General features: G+C 36.4%; 27 protein-coding genes and 1 rRNA gene. 2 read left to right on the top strand and 26 right to left on the bottom strand.

Annotated features, from left to right (window positions below; translation table 11 throughout):
* From CC92_RS0105330 to CC92_RS0105380, 11 genes are all read right to left on the bottom strand, one after another.
* Positions 1-835, bottom strand: a 16S ribosomal RNA gene (locus CC92_RS0105330); the annotation flags it as partial.
* Between the two features lie 1,115 nt (positions 836-1,950).
* Positions 1,951-2,235 carry a hypothetical protein gene (locus CC92_RS22780; RefSeq protein ID WP_051650821.1) on the bottom strand — a complete coding sequence of 95 codons (285 nt, stop codon included), beginning with the start codon at positions 2,233-2,235 and terminating at the stop codon, positions 1,951-1,953.
* A 156-nt stretch (positions 2,236-2,391) separates the two neighbouring features.
* Positions 2,392-3,696 (bottom strand): TRAP transporter large permease, encoded by a 1,305-nt coding sequence (locus CC92_RS0105340; protein ID WP_029504017.1) that lies wholly within the window; start codon positions 3,694-3,696, stop codon positions 2,392-2,394.
* A 100-nt stretch (positions 3,697-3,796) separates the two neighbouring features.
* Positions 3,797-4,273 carry a TRAP transporter small permease gene (locus CC92_RS0105345; RefSeq protein ID WP_029504016.1) on the bottom strand — a complete coding sequence of 159 codons (477 nt, stop codon included), beginning with the start codon at positions 4,271-4,273 and terminating at the stop codon, positions 3,797-3,799.
* Positions 4,274-4,305: 32 nt separating this feature from the next.
* Positions 4,306-5,328 carry a TRAP transporter substrate-binding protein gene (locus tag CC92_RS0105350; RefSeq protein WP_029504015.1) on the bottom strand — a complete coding sequence of 341 codons (1,023 nt, stop codon included), beginning with the start codon at positions 5,326-5,328 and terminating at the stop codon, positions 4,306-4,308.
* Between the two features lie 396 nt (positions 5,329-5,724).
* The gene (locus CC92_RS0105355) at positions 5,725-6,120 is read right to left on the bottom strand and encodes a PH domain-containing protein (protein ID WP_029504014.1); all 396 of its coding nucleotides are present in this window, start codon (positions 6,118-6,120) and stop codon (positions 5,725-5,727) included.
* A 40-nt stretch (positions 6,121-6,160) separates the two neighbouring features.
* Positions 6,161-6,856 carry a hypothetical protein gene (locus CC92_RS0105360; RefSeq protein ID WP_029504013.1) on the bottom strand — a complete coding sequence of 232 codons (696 nt, stop codon included), beginning with the start codon at positions 6,854-6,856 and terminating at the stop codon, positions 6,161-6,163.
* A 97-nt stretch (positions 6,857-6,953) separates the two neighbouring features.
* Entirely contained in the window at positions 6,954-8,462 is a 1,509-nt protein-coding gene (locus tag CC92_RS0105365) for a sensor histidine kinase (protein ID WP_029504012.1), read from the bottom strand.
* Entirely contained in the window at positions 8,462-9,136 is a 675-nt protein-coding gene (locus CC92_RS0105370; RefSeq protein ID WP_029504011.1) for a response regulator transcription factor, read from the bottom strand. Before CC92_RS0105370 ends, CC92_RS0105365 begins: the two co-directional genes overlap by 1 nt.
* Positions 9,137-9,201: 65 nt before the next feature.
* Positions 9,202-9,762 carry a hypothetical protein gene (locus CC92_RS0105375; RefSeq protein ID WP_029504010.1) on the bottom strand — a complete coding sequence of 187 codons (561 nt, stop codon included), beginning with the start codon at positions 9,760-9,762 and terminating at the stop codon, positions 9,202-9,204.
* A gap of 61 nt (positions 9,763-9,823) precedes the next feature.
* Positions 9,824-10,642, bottom strand: coding sequence for a peptidylprolyl isomerase (locus CC92_RS0105380; protein WP_029504008.1), 819 nt, complete (start codon positions 10,640-10,642; stop codon positions 9,824-9,826).
* 330 nt (positions 10,643-10,972) lie between these two features.
* On the opposite strand from CC92_RS0105380, the gene CC92_RS0105385 reads away from it, so the two are divergent.
* Both CC92_RS0105385 and CC92_RS0105390 read left to right on the top strand, forming a co-directional pair.
* Positions 10,973-11,533: a thymidine kinase gene (locus CC92_RS0105385; RefSeq protein ID WP_029504007.1), complete on the top strand. Its 561-nt coding sequence runs from the start codon at positions 10,973-10,975 to the stop codon at positions 11,531-11,533.
* Positions 11,534-12,269: 736 nt separating this feature from the next.
* A complete protein-coding gene (locus CC92_RS0105390; protein WP_029504006.1) occupies positions 12,270-13,094 on the top strand; it encodes a hypothetical protein in 825 nt (274 codons plus the stop codon).
* A gap of 33 nt (positions 13,095-13,127) precedes the next feature.
* Here the strand turns inward: CC92_RS0105390 and CC92_RS0105395 are convergent, their stop codons facing one another.
* The 15 genes from CC92_RS0105395 to CC92_RS0105465 all read right to left on the bottom strand — a co-directional run bounded on the left by CC92_RS0105395 (position 13,128) and on the right by CC92_RS0105465 (position 24,012).
* Positions 13,128-13,775: a peptidoglycan-binding domain-containing protein gene (locus tag CC92_RS0105395; RefSeq protein WP_051650820.1), complete on the bottom strand. Its 648-nt coding sequence runs from the start codon at positions 13,773-13,775 to the stop codon at positions 13,128-13,130.
* Positions 13,762-14,187 (bottom strand): phage holin family protein, encoded by a 426-nt coding sequence (locus tag CC92_RS0105400; protein WP_029504004.1) that lies wholly within the window; start codon positions 14,185-14,187, stop codon positions 13,762-13,764. The genes CC92_RS0105395 and CC92_RS0105400 overlap by 14 nt, the downstream gene beginning before the upstream one ends.
* A gap of 73 nt (positions 14,188-14,260) precedes the next feature.
* Positions 14,261-14,416 (bottom strand): hypothetical protein, encoded by a 156-nt coding sequence (locus tag CC92_RS22425; RefSeq protein ID WP_155998432.1) that lies wholly within the window; start codon positions 14,414-14,416, stop codon positions 14,261-14,263.
* Between the two features lie 28 nt (positions 14,417-14,444).
* Positions 14,445-14,786: a bZIP transcription factor gene (locus tag CC92_RS0105410; protein ID WP_029504002.1), complete on the bottom strand. Its 342-nt coding sequence runs from the start codon at positions 14,784-14,786 to the stop codon at positions 14,445-14,447.
* An 11-nt stretch (positions 14,787-14,797) separates the two neighbouring features.
* On the bottom strand, positions 14,798-15,880 hold the full coding sequence (locus tag CC92_RS0105415) for a hypothetical protein (protein ID WP_029504000.1): 1,083 nt from the start codon (positions 15,878-15,880) through the stop codon (positions 14,798-14,800).
* Between the two features lie 10 nt (positions 15,881-15,890).
* The gene (locus CC92_RS22430) at positions 15,891-16,496 is read right to left on the bottom strand and encodes a hypothetical protein (RefSeq protein ID WP_155998430.1); all 606 of its coding nucleotides are present in this window, start codon (positions 16,494-16,496) and stop codon (positions 15,891-15,893) included.
* Entirely contained in the window at positions 16,442-16,981 is a 540-nt protein-coding gene (locus CC92_RS20760) for a YmfQ family protein (RefSeq protein ID WP_029503998.1), read from the bottom strand. The genes CC92_RS22430 and CC92_RS20760 overlap by 55 nt, the downstream gene beginning before the upstream one ends.
* Complete coding sequence (locus CC92_RS0105430) at positions 16,971-18,050, bottom strand: baseplate J/gp47 family protein (RefSeq protein WP_029503996.1); 1,080 nt, start codon at positions 18,048-18,050, stop codon at positions 16,971-16,973. The genes CC92_RS20760 and CC92_RS0105430 overlap by 11 nt, the downstream gene beginning before the upstream one ends.
* Positions 18,050-18,442 carry a DUF2634 domain-containing protein gene (locus CC92_RS0105435; protein ID WP_029503995.1) on the bottom strand — a complete coding sequence of 131 codons (393 nt, stop codon included), beginning with the start codon at positions 18,440-18,442 and terminating at the stop codon, positions 18,050-18,052. Before CC92_RS0105435 ends, CC92_RS0105430 begins: the two co-directional genes overlap by 1 nt.
* A complete protein-coding gene (locus CC92_RS0105440; RefSeq protein ID WP_029503994.1) occupies positions 18,442-18,765 on the bottom strand; it encodes a DUF2577 domain-containing protein in 324 nt (107 codons plus the stop codon). The genes CC92_RS0105435 and CC92_RS0105440 overlap by 1 nt, the downstream gene beginning before the upstream one ends.
* The gene (locus CC92_RS0105445) at positions 18,749-19,705 is read right to left on the bottom strand and encodes an XkdQ/YqbQ family protein (protein WP_029503993.1); all 957 of its coding nucleotides are present in this window, start codon (positions 19,703-19,705) and stop codon (positions 18,749-18,751) included. The genes CC92_RS0105440 and CC92_RS0105445 overlap by 17 nt, the downstream gene beginning before the upstream one ends.
* Positions 19,677-20,600, bottom strand: a complete 924-nt coding sequence (locus CC92_RS0105450) for a M23 family metallopeptidase (protein WP_051650818.1) — start codon at positions 20,598-20,600, stop codon at positions 19,677-19,679. The genes CC92_RS0105445 and CC92_RS0105450 overlap by 29 nt, the downstream gene beginning before the upstream one ends.
* An 11-nt stretch (positions 20,601-20,611) precedes the next feature.
* Positions 20,612-22,891 carry a tape measure protein gene (locus CC92_RS0105455; RefSeq protein ID WP_029503991.1) on the bottom strand — a complete coding sequence of 760 codons (2,280 nt, stop codon included), beginning with the start codon at positions 22,889-22,891 and terminating at the stop codon, positions 20,612-20,614.
* A gap of 167 nt (positions 22,892-23,058) precedes the next feature.
* On the bottom strand, positions 23,059-23,481 hold the full coding sequence (locus CC92_RS0105460; protein ID WP_029503990.1) for a phage tail assembly chaperone: 423 nt from the start codon (positions 23,479-23,481) through the stop codon (positions 23,059-23,061).
* A 54-nt stretch (positions 23,482-23,535) separates the two neighbouring features.
* Complete coding sequence (locus CC92_RS0105465) at positions 23,536-24,012, bottom strand: phage tail tube protein (RefSeq protein WP_029503989.1); 477 nt, start codon at positions 24,010-24,012, stop codon at positions 23,536-23,538.
* Positions 24,013-24,022 lie beyond the last annotated feature (10 nt).

Consider the following 24,022-nt stretch of genomic DNA (forward strand, 5'->3'; position numbering starts at 1 on the left):
CCATGATAGCCCCGACAGCTAGTATTCATCGTTTACGGCGTGGACTACCAGGGTATCTAATCCTGTTTGCTCCCCACGCTTTCGAGCCTCAGTGTCAGTTACAGTCCAGTAAGCCGCCTTCGCCACTGGTGTTCCTCCTAATATCTACGCATTTCACCGCTACACTAGGAATTCCACTTACCTCTCCTGCACTCTAGTATGCCAGTTTCAAATGCAGTCCCAGGGTTGAGCCCTGGGCTTTCACATCTGACTTGACCTACCACCTACGCTCCCTTTACACCCAGTAAATCCGGATAACGCTTGCCCCCTACGTATTACCGCGGCTGCTGGCACGTAGTTAGCCGGGGCTTCTTAGTCAGGTACTGTCATTATCTTCCCTGCTGATAGAGCTTTACATACCGAAATACTTCTTCACTCACGCGGCGTCGCTGGATCAGGGTTGCCCCCATTGTCCAATATTCCCCACTGCTGCCTCCCGTAGGAGTTTGGGCCGTGTCTCAGTCCCAATGTGGCCGGTCACTCTCTCAAGCCGGCTACTGATCGTCGCCTTGGTAGGCCTTTACCCCACCAACTAGCTAATCAGACGCGGGCCCATCTCATACCTATAAATATTTGATAGCAAAATCATGCGGTTTCGCTATGTTATGCGGTGTTAGCAATCGTTTCCGACTGTTATCCCCCTGTATGAGGCAGGTTACCCACGCGTTACTCACCCGTCCGCCACTAAGTTTTTAAACTTCCATCCGAAAACTTCCGTTTAAAAACTCCGTTCGACTTGCATGTGTTAAGCACGCCGCCAGCGTTCATCCTGAGCCAGGATCAAACTCTCAAATTAAAGTTTTTAACAAAGTTAAAAACTGATACTAATTGACGTTGGTCAATTAGGTACCTTTTTTGATGTTTTAACCATTCAGAACAATTGCTGACTTCTAAGTTGCCTTAGTTATCAATCTTTGATTCCGTTTACTGATTTAGGGTTGTGTCTGAATTTCTTCAAACACAGTTCTTTGCCAAACATCTCTGCTTGGACTTTATTCTCAACGAATTTCAAGGTTGTTTCACTGTTCAGTTATCAATGTTCATGCTTGTTGTTTCGACAACAACTCGTTTATTTTATCATAAAGTGTTTTAATTTGTCAAGCACTTTTTTGATTTTATTTTTTATCACCGAAGCGACTTGATAAGTTTACCACGAGTTTATTCAACTGTCAAGCATATTTTTTATTTATTTTATGTTTTATTCTTATTTTGCATAAAATTAATACAATTTGATGCTTTGCAATAATATCACAACATAAGTCAGTTGTCAACTGTTCATTTTTCTAGATTGTTTTTATCTGACAATTCTATTTCAAAAGAGACAGCTTTGATAGTTTACCATTGAAGCTGAATTAAGTCAATACTAATTTTGTATTAATTTATAGTAAAATCTGGTTTTTTAATACGTCATAAAATCCATTAACACTAAGTAAGTTCAAATCCTCAGTATATACATAACTAAGAATATTCTCATTTGTTATGCTGTGACTTTATGTAGATGTTAAGACTTTATATAGATGTTAAAACTTTATATACATTCTGTGACTTTATGTACTTGTTAATACTTTATACTCATGCTAAGACTTTATAAATCAAACCCTAATATTCTATAAGTTAGGTATACCATTTCCCTCACTATTTACTATCTCTGTTTTCTTCCTCAACTGAAATGGATTCTTGCTACTTATGAGTTTTCAATACTATAATAATTAAATAAGAAGCACGGCTTTAGAGTTACATCCGATTACATATCCATGAAATCTTAATTAAATCGCAATCCTCTTTCTTTAATTTAAATACAAGCCACTATATCTCCTTAATCTTAAAACCAACTACAAAAGAAAGAAAAGATACACCTTAATCATAAGGAAGTATCTTTCCATTAAACTTATAACTTTAGTTAATCAAAATCTATTTATCCATGGTTGCTACATCGGAGCTTGCTTCATTTACTTTTGCTACTTTACGTCTTCTTTTTCTAGGTTTCGCTTTATCCTTAGTTATATTCTTAAAGAGTTCTGGTTTAGCAACCCTACTATGTACTATACTACCACATTCTGTGCAAATCATATGTTCAACTTTAGATCCAGCATATCCGGATTTTCCAGTCATAACGGCCCCCTGAGCACTTTGATATCCCCATCCCATATCCTCACTTCCACAATATGGGCAATTTTCAATTCTTATCTCAACCATGAAAAACCTCCTTTTTACAATCCCCCTCAGTAATGGGTATCTACCATTCACCTTATTGTACTATAGAGTATCTAGAATGTCCATAGAAAACCCCTGAATATGGCATATGTTCTTATGTAAGCGACATGAAAATTTATCGTGTCATGTCGCTATTAATTAAATTAACTTTGCTAATTTGGGTATAAATAATGTAAGCGGAGACCAAAACGTAACAAGCAATAAAATCGCTATTAGAACCACGAAATAAGGTAGCAATGTTTTTATAACCTCTTCTATTGTCACTTGTGCAACTTTACATCCAGTAAATAAAATCGCACCTACCGGAGGAGTGATACAACCAATACATAGGTTGAATGTCATCATAACTCCAAAATGAACTGGATTCATTCCGAAACTCTCAACAATAGGAAGGAAAATCGGGGTAAATATAAGAATTGCAGGCGTTGGGTCCATAAATGTTCCTAATATAAGAAGTATTACATTCATCAATAATAAAATGATAATCGGATTATCTGAAAATCCAAGGATAGAATCCGCAACCAAATTAGGAATTTTAGTAAAAGCTAAGATCCAAGACATAATGGAAGAAAGCCCAATTAAAAATACGATGATGCAAGTTAATTTGGATGACTCTAACAATATTTTGGGTAAGTCAGAAAACTTTATTGTACGATAAAGGAATGACAGAATCAGTGCATAACAAACAGCTATTGCAGAACCTTCTGTTGGAGTGAAAATACCACCCAAAATTCCACCGATAACAATAACAATTAATAATAAACTAGGAATGGCATCAAAAAAAGTTTTTAGAGCAACAGCGCCAGATACGCCTTGTGTTCCTTTATATCCTCTCTTTTTTGCCATCACAAATGCAACTACCATAACTCCTAATCCCCATAGAATTCCTGGAATATATCCACCTAGAAATAAGGAAGTTATAGACACCCCACCAGCAACCGTAGAAAAAATAATTAATGTATTACTTGGTGGGATTAATATTCCAGCTGGAGCTGATGCGATATTAACTGCGGAAGAAAAATCCTTATCATATCCCTCCTTATCCTCCATCGGCCCCATAATACCACCAATTGCTGCACAAGAGGCAGAACCACTACCAGAGATAGCTCCGAATAACATATTTGCTACTACATTGGTTAAAGCCAAAGACCCTGGTAATCGCCCAACTAAAACTTTAGCTAAATCCACCAGACGCTTTGCTATCCCTCCATTATTCATGATAATACCAGCAAGAATAAAAAAGGGAATTGCCAGTAAAGTAAATGAATTCATACCAGTAAAAGACTTTTGTGCTGCCATCAGGGCTGCTTTCGTCCCAGGTAATACTACAGTCATTGCTAACACTGCTCCGCATCCAAGACTGATACTGATTGGCGTTCCAATAAATAAAAGAACAAGTATTACCACAATCATAATTAGACCACACATCAACGCTGTATCCATAATTGCTCCTTTCAAAGTATTTATAAAAAGATAATCAAATTACTCAATAATTTTTATCGTAATCACTAGCTTTTCATGAAAGCTCTATTTCTCGCATTTTCTAGGTTCTTTTAAAATTAGTAATTGCATCAACGATATTACAGAAAGAATAAAACGCCGATAATACTCCACCAACTGGTAGTGCTAAATATATTACTCCTACTGGAACCGGAAGAGCAGAATCCATCTGATTCATCGCATGAAGTGAGATATATCCCCCGCCATATACTAGAACAATTACAACAAAAGCAAAAATTACAAGTTCTGTAACGATTAGAAAGATAGCTCTTGTTTTATTTGAAAATTTACCAACAAAAAAACCAAGAGACATGTGTTCTCGTTTTCCAACGACATATGCAGCTGTAACTAAAACAAGCCATATAAATAAATATTTTGCCAATGCTTCTGTGATTGTACTTGGAGCCTTAAGTACAAACCTTGTTATCACTTGCCATGTAACTAGAATCGTCATGACTGCAAGAATCAAGCTTGCAATTATTTCTGTTATTTTATCTATAACCTTTCTCAATACCTTCATATAACTTCCCATCTGTGCGTTGCGTTACGCACTTATTTCTTGTTTTTTTTGTCTGATGTTGCCATAACTGCATCGTAAACCTTCTTAATTTCAGGGTTTGCACACAATTCATCATGAAGCGGAAGGCAGGCATTCCTTAATGCTTCCACATCCACATCTTCGATCATCGTTGCTCCACCAGCGATAACTGCTTCTTTACTACGCTCTGCATCTTCTGCCCATAATTTAATTTCATACTCTGCTGCCTTACGTGCTGCTTCATCGAAGGCCTCCTTATCTTCTTGTGACAAACTATCATAAGCATTTGTATTCACAATGAGATAGTCAGGAACAATCAAATGTTTTGTATAAGAATAATAAGGGGCTATTTCATAATGTTTGGAATTATTATAAGAAGCTTCATTATTCTCAGCACCATCTACGACCCCAGATTGTATTGCGGTAAAAACTTCACCAAATGACATCGGAGTAGCAGAACCACCGAGATATCTCATCATCTTTGCATATGTGTCTGACTCTGCTGTTCTAATTTTCATACCTTTTAAATCCGACAATGCACGTATTGGTTTACTCGCATACATATTTCTAGTTCCTGCTGTAAAGAATGTCACTATTTTGAAATTATAGCTTTCCGTTTTCTTAAATAACTCTGGTACAATCTCGGAAGTTTCAAAAAAACGTTTTTGGTGCTCTTCATCATCAAATAAAAACGGCATTTCAAAAGTCAAGAAACCATCCTCAAAACTAGAAATATTAGCATTACCAATAACAGCCATCTCAATAATTCCATATTGTACTTGTTCTAACGTTTCTCTTTGTGGCCCTAATAGTTCATTTGGGTATACTTCAAACCTATATCTGCCATTGGTTAGTTCAGAAAAGATTTCTCCCATCTTCTTTACTGCTAGTGTTTGAGGGTGCGTCTCTGTTTGAATCGAAGCAATATTCCATATCTGCACCTTTTGTCCAGTTTCTGTAACCGTGTTAGAACGGCAACCTACGACAGTAAAGACTAGTATACTTATCAGTAATAAAAGAATTCGCTTTTTTCTCATTATTATTTTCCTCCAGCTGTTTAAGTTACCCGATACTATAAGAATTCTTCGGATATCCATTAGGATGTGCTATACTAGCATTCCATATTCATACTATTTGTCCATAAAATCCTATGATTTTATGTTAAATCACCAAGCTCTTATTTCCATCAGCCATTTCCACGCCCCAGTACACGAACTATTTCCATGAGTCATTGCATGGACTTTTTCACACGATTTATGGGATATTTATAAAAGCATTGTACAGGTTATCTGTATGTATAAATTCTGCCTCTTACGGATAGGTAAAAAAAATAAAAAAGGATGCTATCTAAATAGTGAAATCATCACCACTAAGATAACATCCCTTTATAATTTAATTAGTAACTATACGCTGAAGAGGAGTCGTACCAAAAACTAATTTCTATCTTCCATATCATCCTCATTCATATCTTCTAGATCTTCTCCATCAATATCTAAGGTATGCATGGTTCTACGTTTTCTTCTTGCCTCTTCTGAAGCTTCCATTAAGTATTCCTTAATGCTTGAACTCTTACGAATATGCATTAGCTTAAGCTCTGGATGGGTTTTATCCCCAGTATAACAAGTAACAGTACCAAGGCCGAAAACTCTTTCCAGAAAACTTCGTGTTAACCTTACATCTTGTACTTTATACATATACGCATCATCCTCAACAATACTTAGAAATCCACTTTGTATGTTGATTTTATCCGGTCCAATGCGATATGTAACAAAACACAATGGTAATCCAAACAACTTTGTACGTTTCTTTTCCTTAAAAACTACTTCCATGTTACACTCCCTTACCAAAATATACTATACTTAAAATTAGCTATTTAAGCTTAATGATAGCTGTCTTTTCTTCTTTTGAAATTATGAGATTAGCTGTTTTTATCTCTTGTTTTTTTGGTACTTCAAAGATTATTATAGTCTCCTTGCTTTCCTTGCCACCAATTTCTAAATCTATATAACGTAAATCATTTAACATAAATGTTAATTGTGGTTTCACAATTATCCCCGTATTAATATCTAGCTGATATTGAATCTCTGCATCAGATAATTGAAGCTTTATTGCATTTTTAGATGAGTTTTTTACATCAAACTTAATTACCATCAACTGTTTATCTTTAGAGGCATCTAAAGAAAAATACTCATCCGAAAAACTACTTACCATATCATAACCAGTATATTCTATTGTTAAATTCTTAATCCCAATAACTTCTGTGAAATCTGCGTTTGCTTGTACATTAGAGCTACTCTGATTGCCACTAGCATTTCCTTGGCTAGAATCCTGGGTAGGTTTTCCATCCTTTGAAGGAGTCGGGGTTAAGGTAGGTGCTGGGGTTGGCGATGGTGATGGTTCTATTAATGCTTGGTCATAAGACCTTTGTTGACTTAATAATACGCCCGCTAGGTATTCTGCAACAATATTATTTTCATTTTCCGTCAGCCGAATTGAGGTGGCACAACCGGTTAATCCAAACATAGAAACTACTGCTAAAGCTAGCAATAATCTTTTTTTCAACATATCTCCTCCTATGGAAGTGAACTCTATATTTTTTCTATCACTCAATTGCTTCTCTTATCATACCACTTTTGTTCCAATTCGGCAACGAATTTCATAGTTATGATGTAATATCTAATTCAAACCAAAATTCAACACCATTTGAGTGGTTTACAACACCACATTCCTTATTGTGTGAATTCATAATGGCTTTTACGATGGACAAACCGATACCGTTTCCTCCATATTCTCGGGTTCTTGCTTTGTCAACCTTATAGAATTTAATCCATACTTTCTCTAAATCCTCTTCTGGAATTAATTCCCCAGTATTAAAAACAGCAACACGAACTACATTCACCATATGAATTAATTTGATTTCAATGATTTTAGCACCATCTGCATGATTGATTGCATTGCTAACATAATTCGTCACAACTTCTTCAATCATGTACTCGTCTGCCCACACATAACAAGGAGATTTTTCCTCAAAGATTACCCTAATCTCTTTTTGTTTGCATAGAATATCGGTTGATTGAATAACGGATTTGATCAAAGATACAATGTCAAAACGAATAATTTCTGGTTGACTATTTCCAAATTCTAATTGATTCAAACTGAGAAGTTTTTTTACCATCTTATTCATCTTCATTGCTTCATCAATAATAACTTCACAATAAAATTCCCTACTCTGTTCATCCTCCGAAATATTGTCCTTTAATCCTTCCGCATACCCTTGTATGAGAGCGATTGGTGTTTTCAGCTCATGAGTGACGTTTGATAAGAATTCCTTCCTCATCTCGTCAATTTGTACTTTATGTTCAATATCGGATTGTAATTCAATATTCGCAACCTTTAATTCAGAAATTGTATGTTCTAATTTTTCAGAAAGCATATTAATGCTATTCCCAAGCTGCCCAAGCTCATCTTGAGACGTCCCCTCATACTTCGCATTAAAATCAAGATCTGACATTTTCTTAGCGATACTTTCCAGTACTAAAATAGGTTTTGTGAAGCTTCTGCTAATAAAGAACATAACTATTGTGCCAACCACAGTTACAAAAATTCCGACGTACGCTAAAAAATTATTGGATATCGCAGAACTCTCCTGAAGATTTTCCATATTAGTTCGTATGAATACGACAAATCCACTATCTAATCTTCCAATTAAATCAAGATAATTCATCTGCATCAATGCGTCATGCTGGATAAAAACATCGTATTGATCACTAGATTTCATCCATTCTATTTTATCAATCATTGTATCTGGTGAATTCCAATATAAGTACGCTTTCATTGATTTCTTTACACGCTGAGTGTCACGCTCCGTACCATTGGATCGATATACCATCAAATCCATATTAGCATCTACTGTGATGTAGGCACTTGCATTATTTCTAGAAATCATACGATCCATCATCACTAATTGATCCTGAGTTAATACACCACCTTTTTGACTGCTATCATTAAAAGTGTTATTAATCTCATAAAATACAGAATCCAATGATTTTATCTTGCTATACTGATAGTAATCAGTTAAGAATGATTTATTTAGTGCCCAACACAAAAAAATCGTAGATGCGAGCGATACAGTAAGTAAGAAAGTTATTTTAAGCCGTAAGGAATGTTTCATTAAACCACCTCAAATTTATAGCCCATTCCCCAAATGGTCTTGATATAATCACCCTTATCCCCCATTTTACTACGAAGCTTCTTCACATGAGTATCAATAGTTCTTGCATCCCCAAAGTAATCATAATTCCATACATTATTTAAAATCTTCTCTCTAGATAAAGCAACTCCTCTATTCGTTATAAAATAAGTCAACAGTTCAAACTCTTTGACGCTTAGTTCGATTGCCACTCCCTCAATCTTTACTTCATGAGCTGCTTTATCTACCAAGATACCACCAATTTCAATTGTCTCCTCCGATGTTTGGATTGCTCGACGTACAATAGCTTCCACACGTGCTACTAAAATTTTAGGACTAAATGGTTTTGAAATATATTCATCCACACCAAGCTCAAACCCTAACAATTCATCTTTCTCATCGCTTTTTGCAGTAAGCATAATAATAGGTACCTTTGAAAATTTACGGATTTCTCTACATACTTGCCACCCATCCATCTTTGGCATCATGACATCTAGAATAATTAGCGAAATATCTTTCTGCTCAAAGAAAATATCAATTGCTTGTTCTCCATTCTCAGCTTCTAATACATCATAGTTACTACGAGAAAGAAAATCCTTTACTAATTTGCGCATTCTACTCTCATCATCTACCACTAAAACTTTTAAGCGTTCCATATCGTACCTCCACTCTTTTCTACAGCATAACAAAGATCTATGTAGAATTTGTGAAAACCTTATAACTAGTTTCCCTTATCTTGCTGTAATAGCTCCTGTTCTTTTTCTAGTATTGCATTTTCTCTTTCAGACAATTCCTTCTCCCATGCTGAATACTTGTTTTGAATCTTCACCTCAGCATCTGTAAAAGGTGAATTGTTACTAAGTAACACGGATACAAACATTCCAATAATGATCAAGATTAAAAAAGCATTGATAATTCGTAGGTTTCTTAGTTTTCCTTGTAAAATATCTTTTTTCCCTTGTTTTTGATCCTCTGACATCTGCTGAAAGGATTCACTACGTCCAAATGCTCCTTTTTTCATATACGTAGGCACTGTAACAAACACTGGGCTCACCGTTTTATCAGAGAATGCATTCAGTTCTTTTTGTATCTCTCTAAGAAAATTGATGCCAGTTGGAGTAACAAAGGATTGTTTTTCTATTAATCCTTCATATAGTTTTTTTAGCTTTTCTCTGTCCTTAAAGTCTGTTCTACTTTTAATATAGACAATCGACTCAGCCTCCTTTTTAGCTAAATCCATCTCTTTTGCAGTAGCATAACCATATCCATCAAACTCAAACAATCCTAATTCCTCCTTTTTTCTTAATATAAAACTGTATCTAATTTGTTAAACAATATTCTCTTTACTTAACTTCTGATATTGTTATAGTTTCAATTACAACCGGAGTCTTTGGGGTTCCTTGATCGTCTGCCTTCTCGGTTTTAGCAATAGCATCCAACACATCAAATCCCTCTAATACTTGACCAAACACAGTATGCTTTCTGGTTAACCAAGGTGTTCCACCATAAGTTAAAAATCGATCCAATTCACTTGAAGATAATACTACACCATATGCCTTCTGAACATAATCTATAAAGGATAAATCATAATACTCCTTAGCTAAATCCCTTAAAAGATTTACCTGTTTTGCGTCCGCTTGGACAATGAAGAACTGGCTTCCATTTGTATTCTCCCCACTATTTGCCATACAAAGTGCACCACGGAATGGATATAAATCGTTCGAAAATTCATCTTCAAATGGCTCACCATAGATACTCTCACCACCAAAACCTGTTCCAAGTGGATCACCACCCTGAATCATAAAATCATCAATGATTCGATGGAATGTTACCCCATCGTAATATCCTTCCTTCGCATGTGTGATAAAGTTCTCAACTGCTTTCGGTGCATCCTTCGCAAATAGTTTTATTTTAATCGTGCCAAAATCTTTTACATTGATTTCAGCGATCGTATCACCTTTCTTTGCTTCCTTAAACTGATAAAGCTTTTTAGCTTCTTTGGTTAAGGTTGGTTCTTCTATACTATCTCCATTACTGGATTCCTCCTGCGTGATGGATGGCGTTGGTGTTATATTGTTATCCTCATTATTTTTTGAACCACAGCCTAGTAAGCTTACAGCCATGACTCCACATAGTATCATTATTCCTAATTTCTTATGCATGGTATTCTCCCTTTGTTTCTTTCTAACTCATTATTAAAATAGTCTCATAATGTCTGTTAAACATAGTTTCATTAGTAATTTTATTTACGTATCTTTGCTTTTGTATCGTATCATATTTTGTTATAAAATACAACGGAAGCGAAATAGCTTTCTTTGATAAATGATTGCTTATTCTATTGTCTAATGGTAGAATTAAATCCATATGGGTAAAATATCATAAAAAGTACAAAAGCATTGGGTTACCATACTAAGAATTCCCTCGTTTCCTAGTTTTCATGCTAATTTAAATAGAAGGAGTTTTAATCTAGTAAGATGGTAATGGAGGTATGAATGTCAAAATTATATTTTAAGTACGGTTGTATGAATAGCAGCAAATCAGCAAATCTTCTAATGATTCGCCATAATTATGAGGAACAGGGCTTTAATGTTTTATTATTAAAACCTTCTATAGATGATCGAGAAGGGAAATCCATCATTAAGTCTAGAATCGGAATTGAAGCAGAATGTATTATGGTGAAACCAGAGAATTCAATTAAGGATATTTTAAAGCAGCATCCTGCTGATATCATTATGGTTGATGAGGCTCAATTTTTAACGAAAAACCAAGTGGATGAACTATATGATATTTCATTTTATAACAATGTCTTATGCTTTGGTTTATTAACAGATTTTCAACAACATCTATTTGAAGGAAGTCAAAGATTGATTGAACTTGCAGAAAGCCTGCAAGAAATTAAAACCGTTTGCTCCTGTGGACGTAGAGCTACGATGAACGTTCGATTTGATGAATGGGGTAACTTAATTACTCATGGAGAACAAGTCGACATTGGAGGAAATGATAAATATAGAGCAATGTGTAAATATTGCTATGAGAATTTGAAGAAAAAATAAGGGGATAGATTAATCAGAATAATTTTTTAGGATATTTGTTTTAGAATCCAAATTTCTAAATATCTAGTCCCTAAAATTAACTTAATTCTTAAAATAGTACCATATAGGTAAGCTTCTAGTTGTCTACATTTTTATATTACAATCAGTGGTAGGGATACATATTATTTGTATCCCTACCACTTTTATTCATGACAAGGAAAAGTTCGAGAAGCGTGCTTTTTCTTGTTTATAGCAAGGAAAAGCTTACATCTTTTTCTTATTAAAAAATTCTGAATTAATATACTAAATGACACTTCTACTATTATATGATTACATAACTTTTTTAGAAAAGATAAATTTGAACTACAAATTATTTGAGAAGATGCCCAATATGAAATTGTAGTATAATAAGTTGGTTCTAGCACATAAAAAAAGAGAACAAAAAGATTTTGATATAATCTTTTTATCCTCATACTTTAGTGGAGATGACGGGAGTTGAACCCGTGCTATAGAACTCTTACCAAAAGTAGAAAAAACGCAAGATACTATTAAATACTAGCTTTATAAGTGTTTTTATTTTTCTTGTTTTGTTCTTTACTTACCGATTATATTACACTTTTTCTATATTATGCAACACGAAATGCAACATGAGTATCTAAATGCTTAGTGCTTGGGTAACCAAGCACTTTTTATTTGCGGATTTAGTCACATTATGATACAATCATTATACCATATATTGGATATGATGGAGGTTGCAATGAAAAGTAAATCTAAACTGGTAATCACACTATTGATATTGGCCTTATGTTTTTTTGTTTACCAATACATAGACATTCTTATTAAATATAATAAAGCTAATGTAGATGTAGCTGACCTACAGTCGAAAATAAGTATATTGAATGACGCAAATATTTCTCTGAGAGGGAAAATATCTGATCATGAGAATGGTGCTGAAAATAGATTATATATGATTCGATTAGCCGCAGAGAGAATGGACTTCAATTCTGTCTTATCAATAGCGGATGAATTGCATGAAAAATTCCCTGGAAGCCCTGAAGATTTAGAGGGGCAAGAATTAAAGAATGCTGTCAATGCTGTTCTTGCAGAAGAGGCTAAAGCTAAGGAAGAAGCTGAGAAACTTGCTCGAGAGGAAGCTGAAAAAGCGGAGAATATTGCAAGAGAAGAAGCTGAAAAATCTGCTCAAGAAAAAGCAAGAGAAATTATTCGAGTAACTAAGCTTAAAGTCGGAAAACCAAATTCTGCAGGTGGTGTTGATTTATTTATTGGATTTACAAATAATTCAGATAAAATTATTAAATATATTTATTTTAAAGCGACTCCTTATAATGCGGTTGGCGATTCTGTGAAATGTGATATAAAAAGAGAAAGTACTACAGGAGTTAAGGATACAGGCCCTTATCAAAAAGGTGAAGGAATACTTGGAGATAATAGCGGATATTGGCAATGTGTTTGGTATAATTACAGTATTGAAACAGTACAGTTAAACGAAATAAAGATTGAATATATGGACGGAACTTCAGTAACATTGACAGACAAAGATTTGGAATACGTTCAATATTGATTATAAGCCCCTCGCATAACCGAGGGGCTATTTTTATCTTCCCAAAACCTCAAGTATCTCATTCACTCTATCGTCCGTATCCGGTCCATACACCCCATCATCATCCACTCCGATCAGACGTTGCAGTTCCTTAACGTCATCGCCTTTCATTCGCGGAGATGTAAGCTTTAGTGCTCTCTTAACTTTCTTATATTCAATCTCTGGATGCTCGTACCAGTGAGTCCATGGTCTAGCACTAAGATTGGTAATACAAACACCGTAGTTAAATCCACGAGCCTCTACTACTTTACCATTTCCAATGTAAACTCCAACGTGACCCTTGTATCGAACGCACAGACCTATCGCAGACTTATCCATGGTGTCAATAGTTCCTTTCACAGTTGCCTTGTTATACGCATTGTCTGCAGCAGTATCATAAGTACCTTCACCAGATTCTACTACACCATCCTGATCGGTATCGTTAAGGTAGCCCTCAATTAGACCGTGACAATCTGAAGTAACTTGTCCTATCCACTTTTTACACTCCTCAATGCGCACCTTTGTGAACCACTTTGCAGGGTTCGTATTGATCAGTGATTGAAGTCTAGACGATGTAAGAACTCTGCAGTTTGTACCCATGACATAAGGAATACCGACTTGCTTTTTTGCGTAATCCACTAATCCTTGATTATTCTTTTCCATTGTCTCCACCATCCTCTCCACTTGTTTTATCTCTTAATTGTAATAATGTATCTTTAAGCCTTGCCGGCATTGGAATTAGTACTGCAGCATTTTCCACCAAGCTCAATCCCTCATTACAAATAAAGAACATGATAACAATCTCTCGAAGCTTAATCGACTCACCGAGCAATAGTTGCATCTGATATGCTGCAGCAATGACGATGAATATCATCACCTTTTTAAGGAGTCCTTTAAACCCTATCTCGCTGGACAATGATTTTGTATAGATACCCTTTATAAACCCTGTAAGGTAGTCTAATATAACCAAAGCTACAATTGTCTTAAGAAGCATGTCCCATCCTCCCATTGCGCCAGCAAGCCATCCACCGATTGCAGCTATCACTATACTTATTTTATTGAAATACTTTTCCATTCTTCCTCTTTCCGCACACAAAAAAGAGCGCCTAAGCGCCCTATGTATGCAAATGATTATATAGATTTTTATGTTAGACAGTTTTATCAATGTCTAGCTGCATGAAATCGATGTATTCATCAATTTCTTGTTGTAAGTCAGTACGCTTTGTTACTACTTCTTTATAGGTTAAGTTACCTACAGTAATCTGACTTACTAAGTATCGTGATGTTGCGCTGTACTTTTTCATACGAGTTCCTCCTTTCCTAAATAATAATCTATACACCCAAGAGCATCTCATTTACGACCTCTTGTAGTAAACTTAGTTCACTTTTTAGCATTTGGTTTTCATCTCTTAAGTCAACTAACTGGTCTTCTAATGACTTTTGCGGTTCTTTCCAATTTGGATTTAAGTAAAATCCTTTCTCAATGGTATAGCAATATTTATATGGAACTATATCTTCTACAATTTCATTTACTTCGAATGCTCGTATCCCTTTCTTTATGCAAAATAAGTTTTCGCTTATTCTATAAACATCTAAGCCGCTAGGATCTACTGTCTCTTCTAATACTGTTAGTATATACTGTAGTACATTTGCTTGGTCTACTAATATAAACATAATTACCTCCATTAATTTGAGTAAGCCAACATCATAATATTTCTGTATGGGAATGTGTATGCCGATTCTGTCAGACCTGCCGCGCTACCTGTTAGAGTCTTACCAGTTCCTGAATACTGCACATCGAATGCAACGACATATCCATCTTTTTGACGACAACCTGTTGCATGTATACTCTTTCCGACTGGAACCATTCTAACTACATTGAACTGTCCTGTTGATGCCACTCTATACACTTTATACATCCCTTGACTGGCAGCAGGAATAAATGCGTTGCTTGTTCCGTCAGTCGATTGTACACCACCTATACCTGATATAAGTTCAAACGTAGTAAGTGTAGTACTTTTTGTTTTTACTCCATTTGAATCAAACTCAATAACGTCTAGTCTTATATCAGTATAGGTTTTATTCATTACCACTAAGGCGTAAATGCCATCAAAAGGATGGAAACGTGAATCGAAAATCTCAATATTAACTGCTCCTAAGTAGTTACTTGATATTTTTTCAAAGGTACTATTTGTCACAATGTATTGACTGTTATCACCTGAACCGGTCTCAGTAGTGATGACAGTGTATCTATTTGAAGCACTCCAATATTGTATTGTTATGATGTCTATAGAGTAAGTGCTGAGAGAACTTCTTACATTTGTAAAGTTTACTCCGTCATCGCTAACCAATAACACAGAACCACACACGAACAGTTTCCCATTTGTTATTGTTAGATTTCTTGGGTACTCTGTTGTTGTCTCCCATACCTTTTCCCAAGATGTGAAGTTCTTAGTTCTATATATCCCATCTCTTATGACAGCTACATAAAAGTATTTTTTAAAATATACCATACCCTGAATCTGATTACTAAAAGGAGTGTTTGCAATGCTTGTCCATTGCAGTCCTTCTTTTGAATAATATGGGGTACCTGCCATTCCAGAAAACATAAAAACATTTAGCTTGTTTTGCCACTTCAATCTTAACGTTTTATTAGCATCGCATTCCCAAACCTCTGAAACTTGCTTTAGATTGTTAGAAGATTCTGTTACCTTTACATCTTCTGTGTTACTTTTTACATTACTTGAATTAGTTATAGTAATAGGCATAACAACCCTCCTATTCGGTTACAAAATAAATCGTGTTTGCCACTGTGCTTGCTGGTACTGATGCAACAACTTGAACATGATAATTATCTATCTTATCAGAATTGTTTGCATTAGTGGCATTATCTGCTGTTCCTGCACTTGTTGCCTTACCATTAACAGCTAAAGCACCGACCTCAGACGCAGAATATGCTGGTTTATTTGCTTGTTTAGCCCAACTATATACGTCACTTGCAGGCAAAGACGTCGGTAATCCAGTAATCATACTTGCAGGATGAGTTGATGGGTGTGTATATACTGTATCTGTAAATTTAGCATTTGATGGAACGTCTGCATTTACTGTGTGACCATTTACAGTATCAGCATCACCACCATCCGCTGGAAGCGCTGTAGGAAAATCTGTTATATCACTGGTCATATGCTTGTGTGCTTTAGGAGCCTTATTATCCTCTAAATTTTTCAATTCACCATCAATAGTATTAAAATTGGTGTTGAGACCATTAACATTGATAAAATCAGTCCCCTGTTGTAGTTCTAGGTTATAATTCTCTGTATATTGTGCCATTAAATAGCCTCCTCTCTCAATTGATTCCATGTGCGCCTTCCAGCTTCTTCCCATGTCATTCCACTAACCATATCCCATGTATTGTATAAAAGACTGACATTTAAAATAAGATTGCAAGGAGTAATCCTGTCTAATAGTTCAGAAACAGAAGTGAAATTCTTCTTCGCGGATAAAGCTATTTTTATCTTTAAGACGTAGTTTTCTTTATCCATAACGATAGAATATCCATCTTTACCACACAGGTCGGCAAGCCTTTCCTCTAAGCTTCGATACGTGTAAGGTAATTGCTCATTAACTCTGGCCAGAATTCTAAAATTGCGTTCCTGAAGTGTATCTGTATCCAAAGACTTAATACCTAGAATCTTCTCCCACCTAGCACACCCATACGAATCCAATGTACCAATGAATTGATTATTTAAAGTCTTATCGATAGCAAGGTCTAAGCTATCAATTTCAGGATTCTCTGCAGTTGTTATTGCCTTAAACTCACGCACTTCTTGGAGTACCCCAGGTACATAACTAATAAGATTAGCTGCCATTAATTTCACCCCTAACTGGTATAGCATTTTTATCAAGCTCAATGTTAAGAGAACTCCCATTTATTGCAGTATCAGTCACATCGATTATTCCTGGTATACCTAATAACGCCACATCAATTTTACTTATTCTTACAATCAATCCAGAGTTTCCTTCCTCCTGCCAGCCTCTTGCCAATTCCTTAAAATAACTATCAACCACAGAAATGATATAACTTTTAACATCATCGTAAGTATATCCGCTCTGGTAAGTGATTGTCGTTGTAATATTGATAACTGTCTCATCTGCTCCAGTGACATTCACAAAATGCCATAACGGAGCAAGCCCCATCCCATCACCGGCATTAACCGTCGGATCTAAAGCGGATTGCGCATTATCCACTAAAGCGGTACTAGGTTTGGAATAATCAGAGTTAAGTATCACTAGCTTAACATTTCCACCTGACTCATCTCCAGATATGTTTGTAGCTCGATATATTTTTACTGCACCGACACCATCAAGGCTTAAGACTTTTGCTTTGTAATCTGCACGATTTCCGCCAAAAGCTTGCGCATCCAAGCTATCAAAATACCTTTTCCGGAACGCTTCTGTATCTTCTTCCTCTTCCCCTGGAATAAGTATTTCTGTGATACTGGCACTTGTCAGACCGTCGATGTATTCCACTGGCAGTAAAATCCCTGTTGAGCCATTAGGTGCGCTTCCAGAAGTCTCACAGGTGAGTTTGAAAGTTCCTGTAGATATCTTATCCGTAGCTCTATAACTAAACTTATCCAGGGTAAACCTTGCACCGATTGGTATATCAATATTAAATACTCCTTTGACAACTGCATATGTTGAATCCTTAGGTGATAGTCCTCGCTCTGCAGCTCTTCGAATAAGGAAGTCTCTTGATGCAGTGTCGGCAAAAGATTCACTCATGATCCCCTCGAGTTCAACATACATCTGCGCAAGTTCAGCGCATACCGGTGCAACTGCAGTATAAATCATGCTGCCTTCTCGCTTATCGATACCGGACGGAATTCTAGCCAGTGCTCGATTCAAAATTACTTCATATGTCATGTCCTCATACACTAGATATTCACCTCCTTCTCTTGTTCGATATCTCCATACACGGTATGAACCATAAACTTAGCAGTTACGCTTCCTTTATTTGATACAAAATTAAACTCATCAACTGCAAGAATACGGTCGTCTTGTAATAAAGCTTCCTCAATACGACTCTTTAGCGTTGGATACACATAAGAAGGATCTTTACCAAAAAGATCTTCCAATTCAACACCGTAATCCCAAGAGTAAATCAAATGTTCGTAACGTTCTACGCTTAAAGCCATATAGATAGACTGATTAATCGCTTCCAGTCCATCCACAGTCCCTATGATCTTGTTTCCGGACAGAGCAAATGTTTTACTAGGCATTTCCGAAACATTAAGATTCGTTATATCATAATTCGTCTGTGGTACCATTAACTATCCACCACCCTATCTAAAATAAGATACTGCTGTCCACCTTTTTGCTGAAGGAGTACCACCTTATCATTTATTTTAAGTGCATTCTTAAATGTGTAGGCAGTTTCAGCTCCTGCGAACTCGACAGTCATCTTGTAATCGGTTAAGCTCTCCGGCACAACTAGAAATCCGCTTGTCAGTATCACCTTCTGATCAATAGATACTTTAAGCGGATTGATTGATATCACCTTGCCATATACAAATTGCATCGGTTTAGTGGCCTCCACAGCGTCGCAGGCTGCCTTTTTAATTAATTGTACTAACTCAGCTATTGATAACACCTCCTGTCAATTTTAGATCCATGAAGTGAGCATCTGCCTCGTAGGTATGCTTTGCACTCTCCACCATCATTGGGTAGAATTTCTGTTCACCATTGGTGTCGTACATCGGAACCAACACACTAAAGCCTGCTCTTACTCTGCTGTCACCAAAACAGTTCCTAATCGTTAAAGTTCTTTTCGGTGTATTATGCATACTTAGCAATTTTTCCACTTTATCTTTCGCTGTATTTTTATTTTGGATTTGTTCGTAGTACTGCAGCACTCCCCATTTTTTTATCGTGTTACTGTCGAATACTTGAAATATCTCTCGTGTTCCAGCCTTTTCGTTTGCATATGCAAGTTTAATACTATTATAGGTGCTCTCATCGATGCTTCTTGTAAATACATGGTCTTCTGCAGATGTTGTATCAACCACGATGTTTAAGATTAAATCTGTAGACTTCCTTAAACACAGTTCACCATAATCATCGTAAAGAATATAGAGATTTTTTGTAGCATCTGCAGTATCTGCAATAGAGTTATTAATCATATCAAACAACTCTGTGTCTACCTCAACTAATTTAAGCTTGATACCAGTATCATCTACAGTACCAAGCTTTAATCTAAAATCTGTTGCAATACGATTTAATAAATCCCCAGTACTCCAAGCAGTATACACGTACGTATCACGATTCTTTAAGTAGCGAAGCTGATCATATGCTATGATCTCTAGTAAATCATCTTTTGTTTCCTTGATTGAAAAAACATAACCGTGAAAAACTCCTAGATTATCTTCTACTAAAGCGATTGGACACCCTTCTTCTATTTTCATGGAATCGTCTCGAAGGATAGATAGCTTAATCGTTCCAGGAGTAGATTTTCGTTCTGTATTCCACACAAGACCGCCTTGTATAACAGGAAAATACAGTTTATCATTTATTATTATGCTTACCTGGTACATTCATTCCACCCATCCAATCCTTTCTAAGATCATAATTCCCTTGCCCTTCGTTACCGGTTATGGATTTGACGTACCCAACATTACTAAAAGGAACTGTAGTTGTAGCCTTTTTCAACGCATTATTGATTTGATTGTCACTCAAATTACTTAGCAATCCACTCATACCTCCTAATGGAGTAGGCGAAATAGACGTAGTTTTCGTATTGCTAGTTTTCTGAGACGGATTGCTTTTTTTCGTTGTTGCTGGAACATCCTCAATCTTTAGCACTTGCCCCACGTAGATAAGATTAGGGTTTTTGATATTATTTAACTTCGCAAGATTCCAACACTTTGCACCATTACCAAGAAGTTTCTTTGCAATAGCCCAGAGAGTATCTCCTTTTTTAACAGTGTAAGTTTTTGGGATACTTTTCGAAGAAGATGATCTTGTTTTTTTCTCAATGACACCATCCTCAACATTATTAAGTGGTACATAGGTAACACCGTAGTTTACATATTGCTTAAGCTTCATATCAACCAACAAATCAAACCCATTGTCGGCATCTTCAGTAACAGTATAATCTTCTAAAGTGACATCAGTCTCTGTTTTAAACCACTCTGTCCCCTTGATTAGTCTTGATACAATCAATTTGACATATCGCTTATTCTCTTTCAACTTTTGCAATTTATTAAGATACCAGTTGGGGGACTTGTACTTTCCCTCGTAGTTTGCAAATGGATAGTTATTTCCAGGCAGTAATATAGTAAAGCTGATTTCAGTAAGACCAGGAGACTTTAAAAGATTTATCTCCTGGCCATTAATTAAAGTAATAGTTTTATTCCTATTGTTTACCCTTGTAACAATCTTTGATGGCATAACCGGTAGGAATATGTCACCTAGATACATTTTATACATAGACGTACCCCCTAACTGCGGTTATGAGCTTGCGCAGTGTTATTTAACTCCTCACCAAGCTTCTCGGTCAGATAATCAACCATCCCATCAAGATCCTGATTGCTATTCACATTATTATTAATGCCACCCATTTCGACTGATATCTGGGCTGTTGTAAAACGATTGATAGCTTCGCGCTCTGCAGCATCACGAAGGTATTGGATATCTTCGGTTAAGGCGTCGGCGATAGTATTGGTATTATCAACTATTTTTTTTATATTATCTTCTTTATCGTGTAGGTCATCATAACCATCTGAATCGGTTTGGAACTGAGACATTTTATCTAATATACCATCGATTTCTTCATCAAATTGTTTAATGCTTGACTCAAAATTTTCCTTTTGAGTATACAGTTCCATTCGTTCCTGTGCTTCAGCATATTTATCTATACCTGTCAAAACCAAACCTGTTTCATAACTGTAGTTTTCAACAAATCTTGGCACTAATTTGTCTCTTTCAAAATCTTCTTTTGTATACTTGTCCATTTCACTGTTATCTTTTAGAAAAGCATCGTATTTATCTTGTACTTTAGTCTGATCATTCACTACATCATCTAACTTTGAAGAATAAGCATTGTAATAAGCCTTGGCTCTTGCAAGCTCTCGGAACTGGTCTGTGGCTTTTTTTAGAGATACTGCTAAATCATCGATATATCCTGTTTCTGTCTTTATCTGATTACTTAGTCCCGGTATGGTATTTTCCAATTGAAGTACGATAGTATTCATTTTATCGTGCTCTTCTTTTGATCTATTCACTTTGCTTTCAAGCTCATCATACTGATCCATTAGAGCCTTAACCTTTTCAGCTGCAATGTACGCAGATTGACTTGTCACACCAAGCGTATCTTCCATCTCATCATTTGATTCTGCAAGAGCCTTCGTTTCTCTAGTCAACTGATTATACGCAGTAACGCCAAGTCCAAGAGTAGTGGCTATCCCAGCTATCGTGGTTATCCAACCTACTGGATTTGTCGAGTTTAAAAACATGTTTGCAGTCGCTAACATCTTTGTCCCTATTTCCCATGCCGCATATGCTGCAACGATACCATAGATTTGAGGTGCTATATCATCCCAGTTATCATGTAAATAGTTAGCTGCATCAATAAGATCGTCGAAGACATCTACCGCAGTTTCAGCAAGCGATGTAAGCGCATCGATGGCGCTTTCCTTGAACTTCTCAAACCGATCTGTATTAGCGATATCATTTAGCCTAGTAAGTGACGGTTGAATATTTTGAATTAAGTCATTTTTGAACGTAGTCCATATATCAGCATAAGTAAGTGGTATCTTTTCAAAGCGTGCCTCTGTTTCATCAGCAGCACGGAACATTGCAGTTTTAATAACATCGGCGGTCAATAAACCATCGGAAGCCCAGTCCTTCATCGTTCCTTTTGCTTTTACGACATTGGTCATGTAGTCCTCAATTGAGCGAGCAAGCAATGGAGCGTTCTCTATAATACTACGATATTCATCCCCCTGCAGTCTTCCGGATGCCATAGCTTGTGACAACTGATACATAGCGGATTGCTGTTCTGTCGTAGATGAACCACCGATTTTAAATTGCATGTTCATGAGTTCAGAGAAACGAATCATCTCATCATTACTTTTAAATGATTCCTTAGCCATTAGTCCTAGCCTGGATACAACTGCAATAGTATCCTGATAGTCCGCACGTGCTCTTTGTGACGAATTAAAGATTTTTTCTTGGAGATCATATGTTGTTTGAAAACCATCATTCATCAAGTTAAGTCGTGCTGTAGCTTGGGCCATACTGTCTGAAGTGCTAAACATTGCTTTTCCTGCCATCGTACCACCAAGAGTAATAATGATGCTTTTGAGATTACTGAGCAAAGCTGATGAGTGACTTGTACTCCTTGCAATCTCGGAATTCCATGCACGTTGGTGATTCTTTGCTGATTCCGTATTTCTTTCAGCCTTATCAATCTCTGAGTTGGCTTTCCGATATGCAGTATCTAGCTTTTCTGCAGTTTCTTCGGTTTTGGTCACATTTTCTTTTATCTTATCTGTCTTATCTTGAGCTTTCACTAAGCTATCATTGATCTGCTTTAGTTGCGCCCCTGCATTCGCCATTTCGGCTCGTGCTGCTGCAAGACTTTCTACGTCAATCGCTCTAGAGGACGCATTATCTAAAGCTTCAAAACTATTAATAACCATATTCATAGCTCTTACCATGGACATCATAGGTTGTGTTATTCTATCCATTACCTGTACTGATGTTTGTATACCTGACAATTTTACGCCCTCCTATTCTTCGCTCTTTCTATTTTCTATCTTATACTTAACCGATGCATCCACTAACGCTTTTTGGTATCGGTCTAAGTTCATATAAACATCTGGCGTCCAATGAAATTGGTGAAGGCAATAATGACACATCACTGCATCGTGATCACCTTCACTTATTAGTTTTTTGCGTCTTCCACCAAATCCTCATAAGACGTGTCAAATCCATTAACTTCTTGAACCTTTGTTAAGTAATCCGCGTACTCACCAGGCGTGAGCATAGTCTTAAGCAATGCATCTGCCCCCATAACACCATAACTATCCTGTAACTCTGTATTGTCAAGCTCTGGATAAACTGTGCAGCGAGCAGCTAACTTACCAAGGTATACGCTGTAATCCATTTCTGTCTTAGTGCGACCTTTTCCATCCGGAACACGTTTCATACACTCCTTGCGGATTGCTTCATCCTCTTTGTTAGTAACAGCTGTTAACTCCCAAAGAACTGGCTTCCCTTCCTTGTCCTTAAATCTTTTTGATACCACTACCTTGATGTTTTCCACTTTAACTACATTCTGCGCTAAAAACGCTTGTAAATTTTCCATCCTTAATAATCCTCCTAATATTAGAAATGGGCGGTTATTCACCGCCCTAGTTAATTACAGCATGCCATTAAGTAGCTTGAACTCTTCTGGCATTTCAAAGTCATCGAATGTACCATTCACATCCTCGGTTAATGAATCGTCGCTTGATGCGTCAAACTTTGCTAGGATTCCATCATCCATATTACAGTTCTTAAAGATGATAGTCTGTCTACCAACACTTGAGGAAGGGTCTTCATTCGTGATTTGAATATCAAAATAAACATCCGCCCCCGTGTTCTTAAAGTCTAATAACATACGTCTAAAGATAGATGTATTATAGTGAATGGTTGCTTTAAAAGTTCCTTCCCATCCGGTTGATTTATTTCCTTTTCCAGTTCTGCCTAGAATCGGTACTTTCTTTTTCGTTTTCTTTACTTGCGCTTCAAACTTCGTAAAGTTGAACGCATTGTAACGCTTCGAACCAATCGTAACATAGCACTCTGCGAGCGATGCTGATACGCTGTCCTTTGCGTTCATGGCAATATTATTCATAAACTACCTC

Origin of the sequence: Lachnoclostridium phytofermentans, from assembly GCF_000733755.1 — a bacterium.
GTDB classification, from domain to species: domain Bacteria; phylum Bacillota; class Clostridia; order Lachnospirales; family Lachnospiraceae; genus Lachnoclostridium; species Lachnoclostridium phytofermentans_A.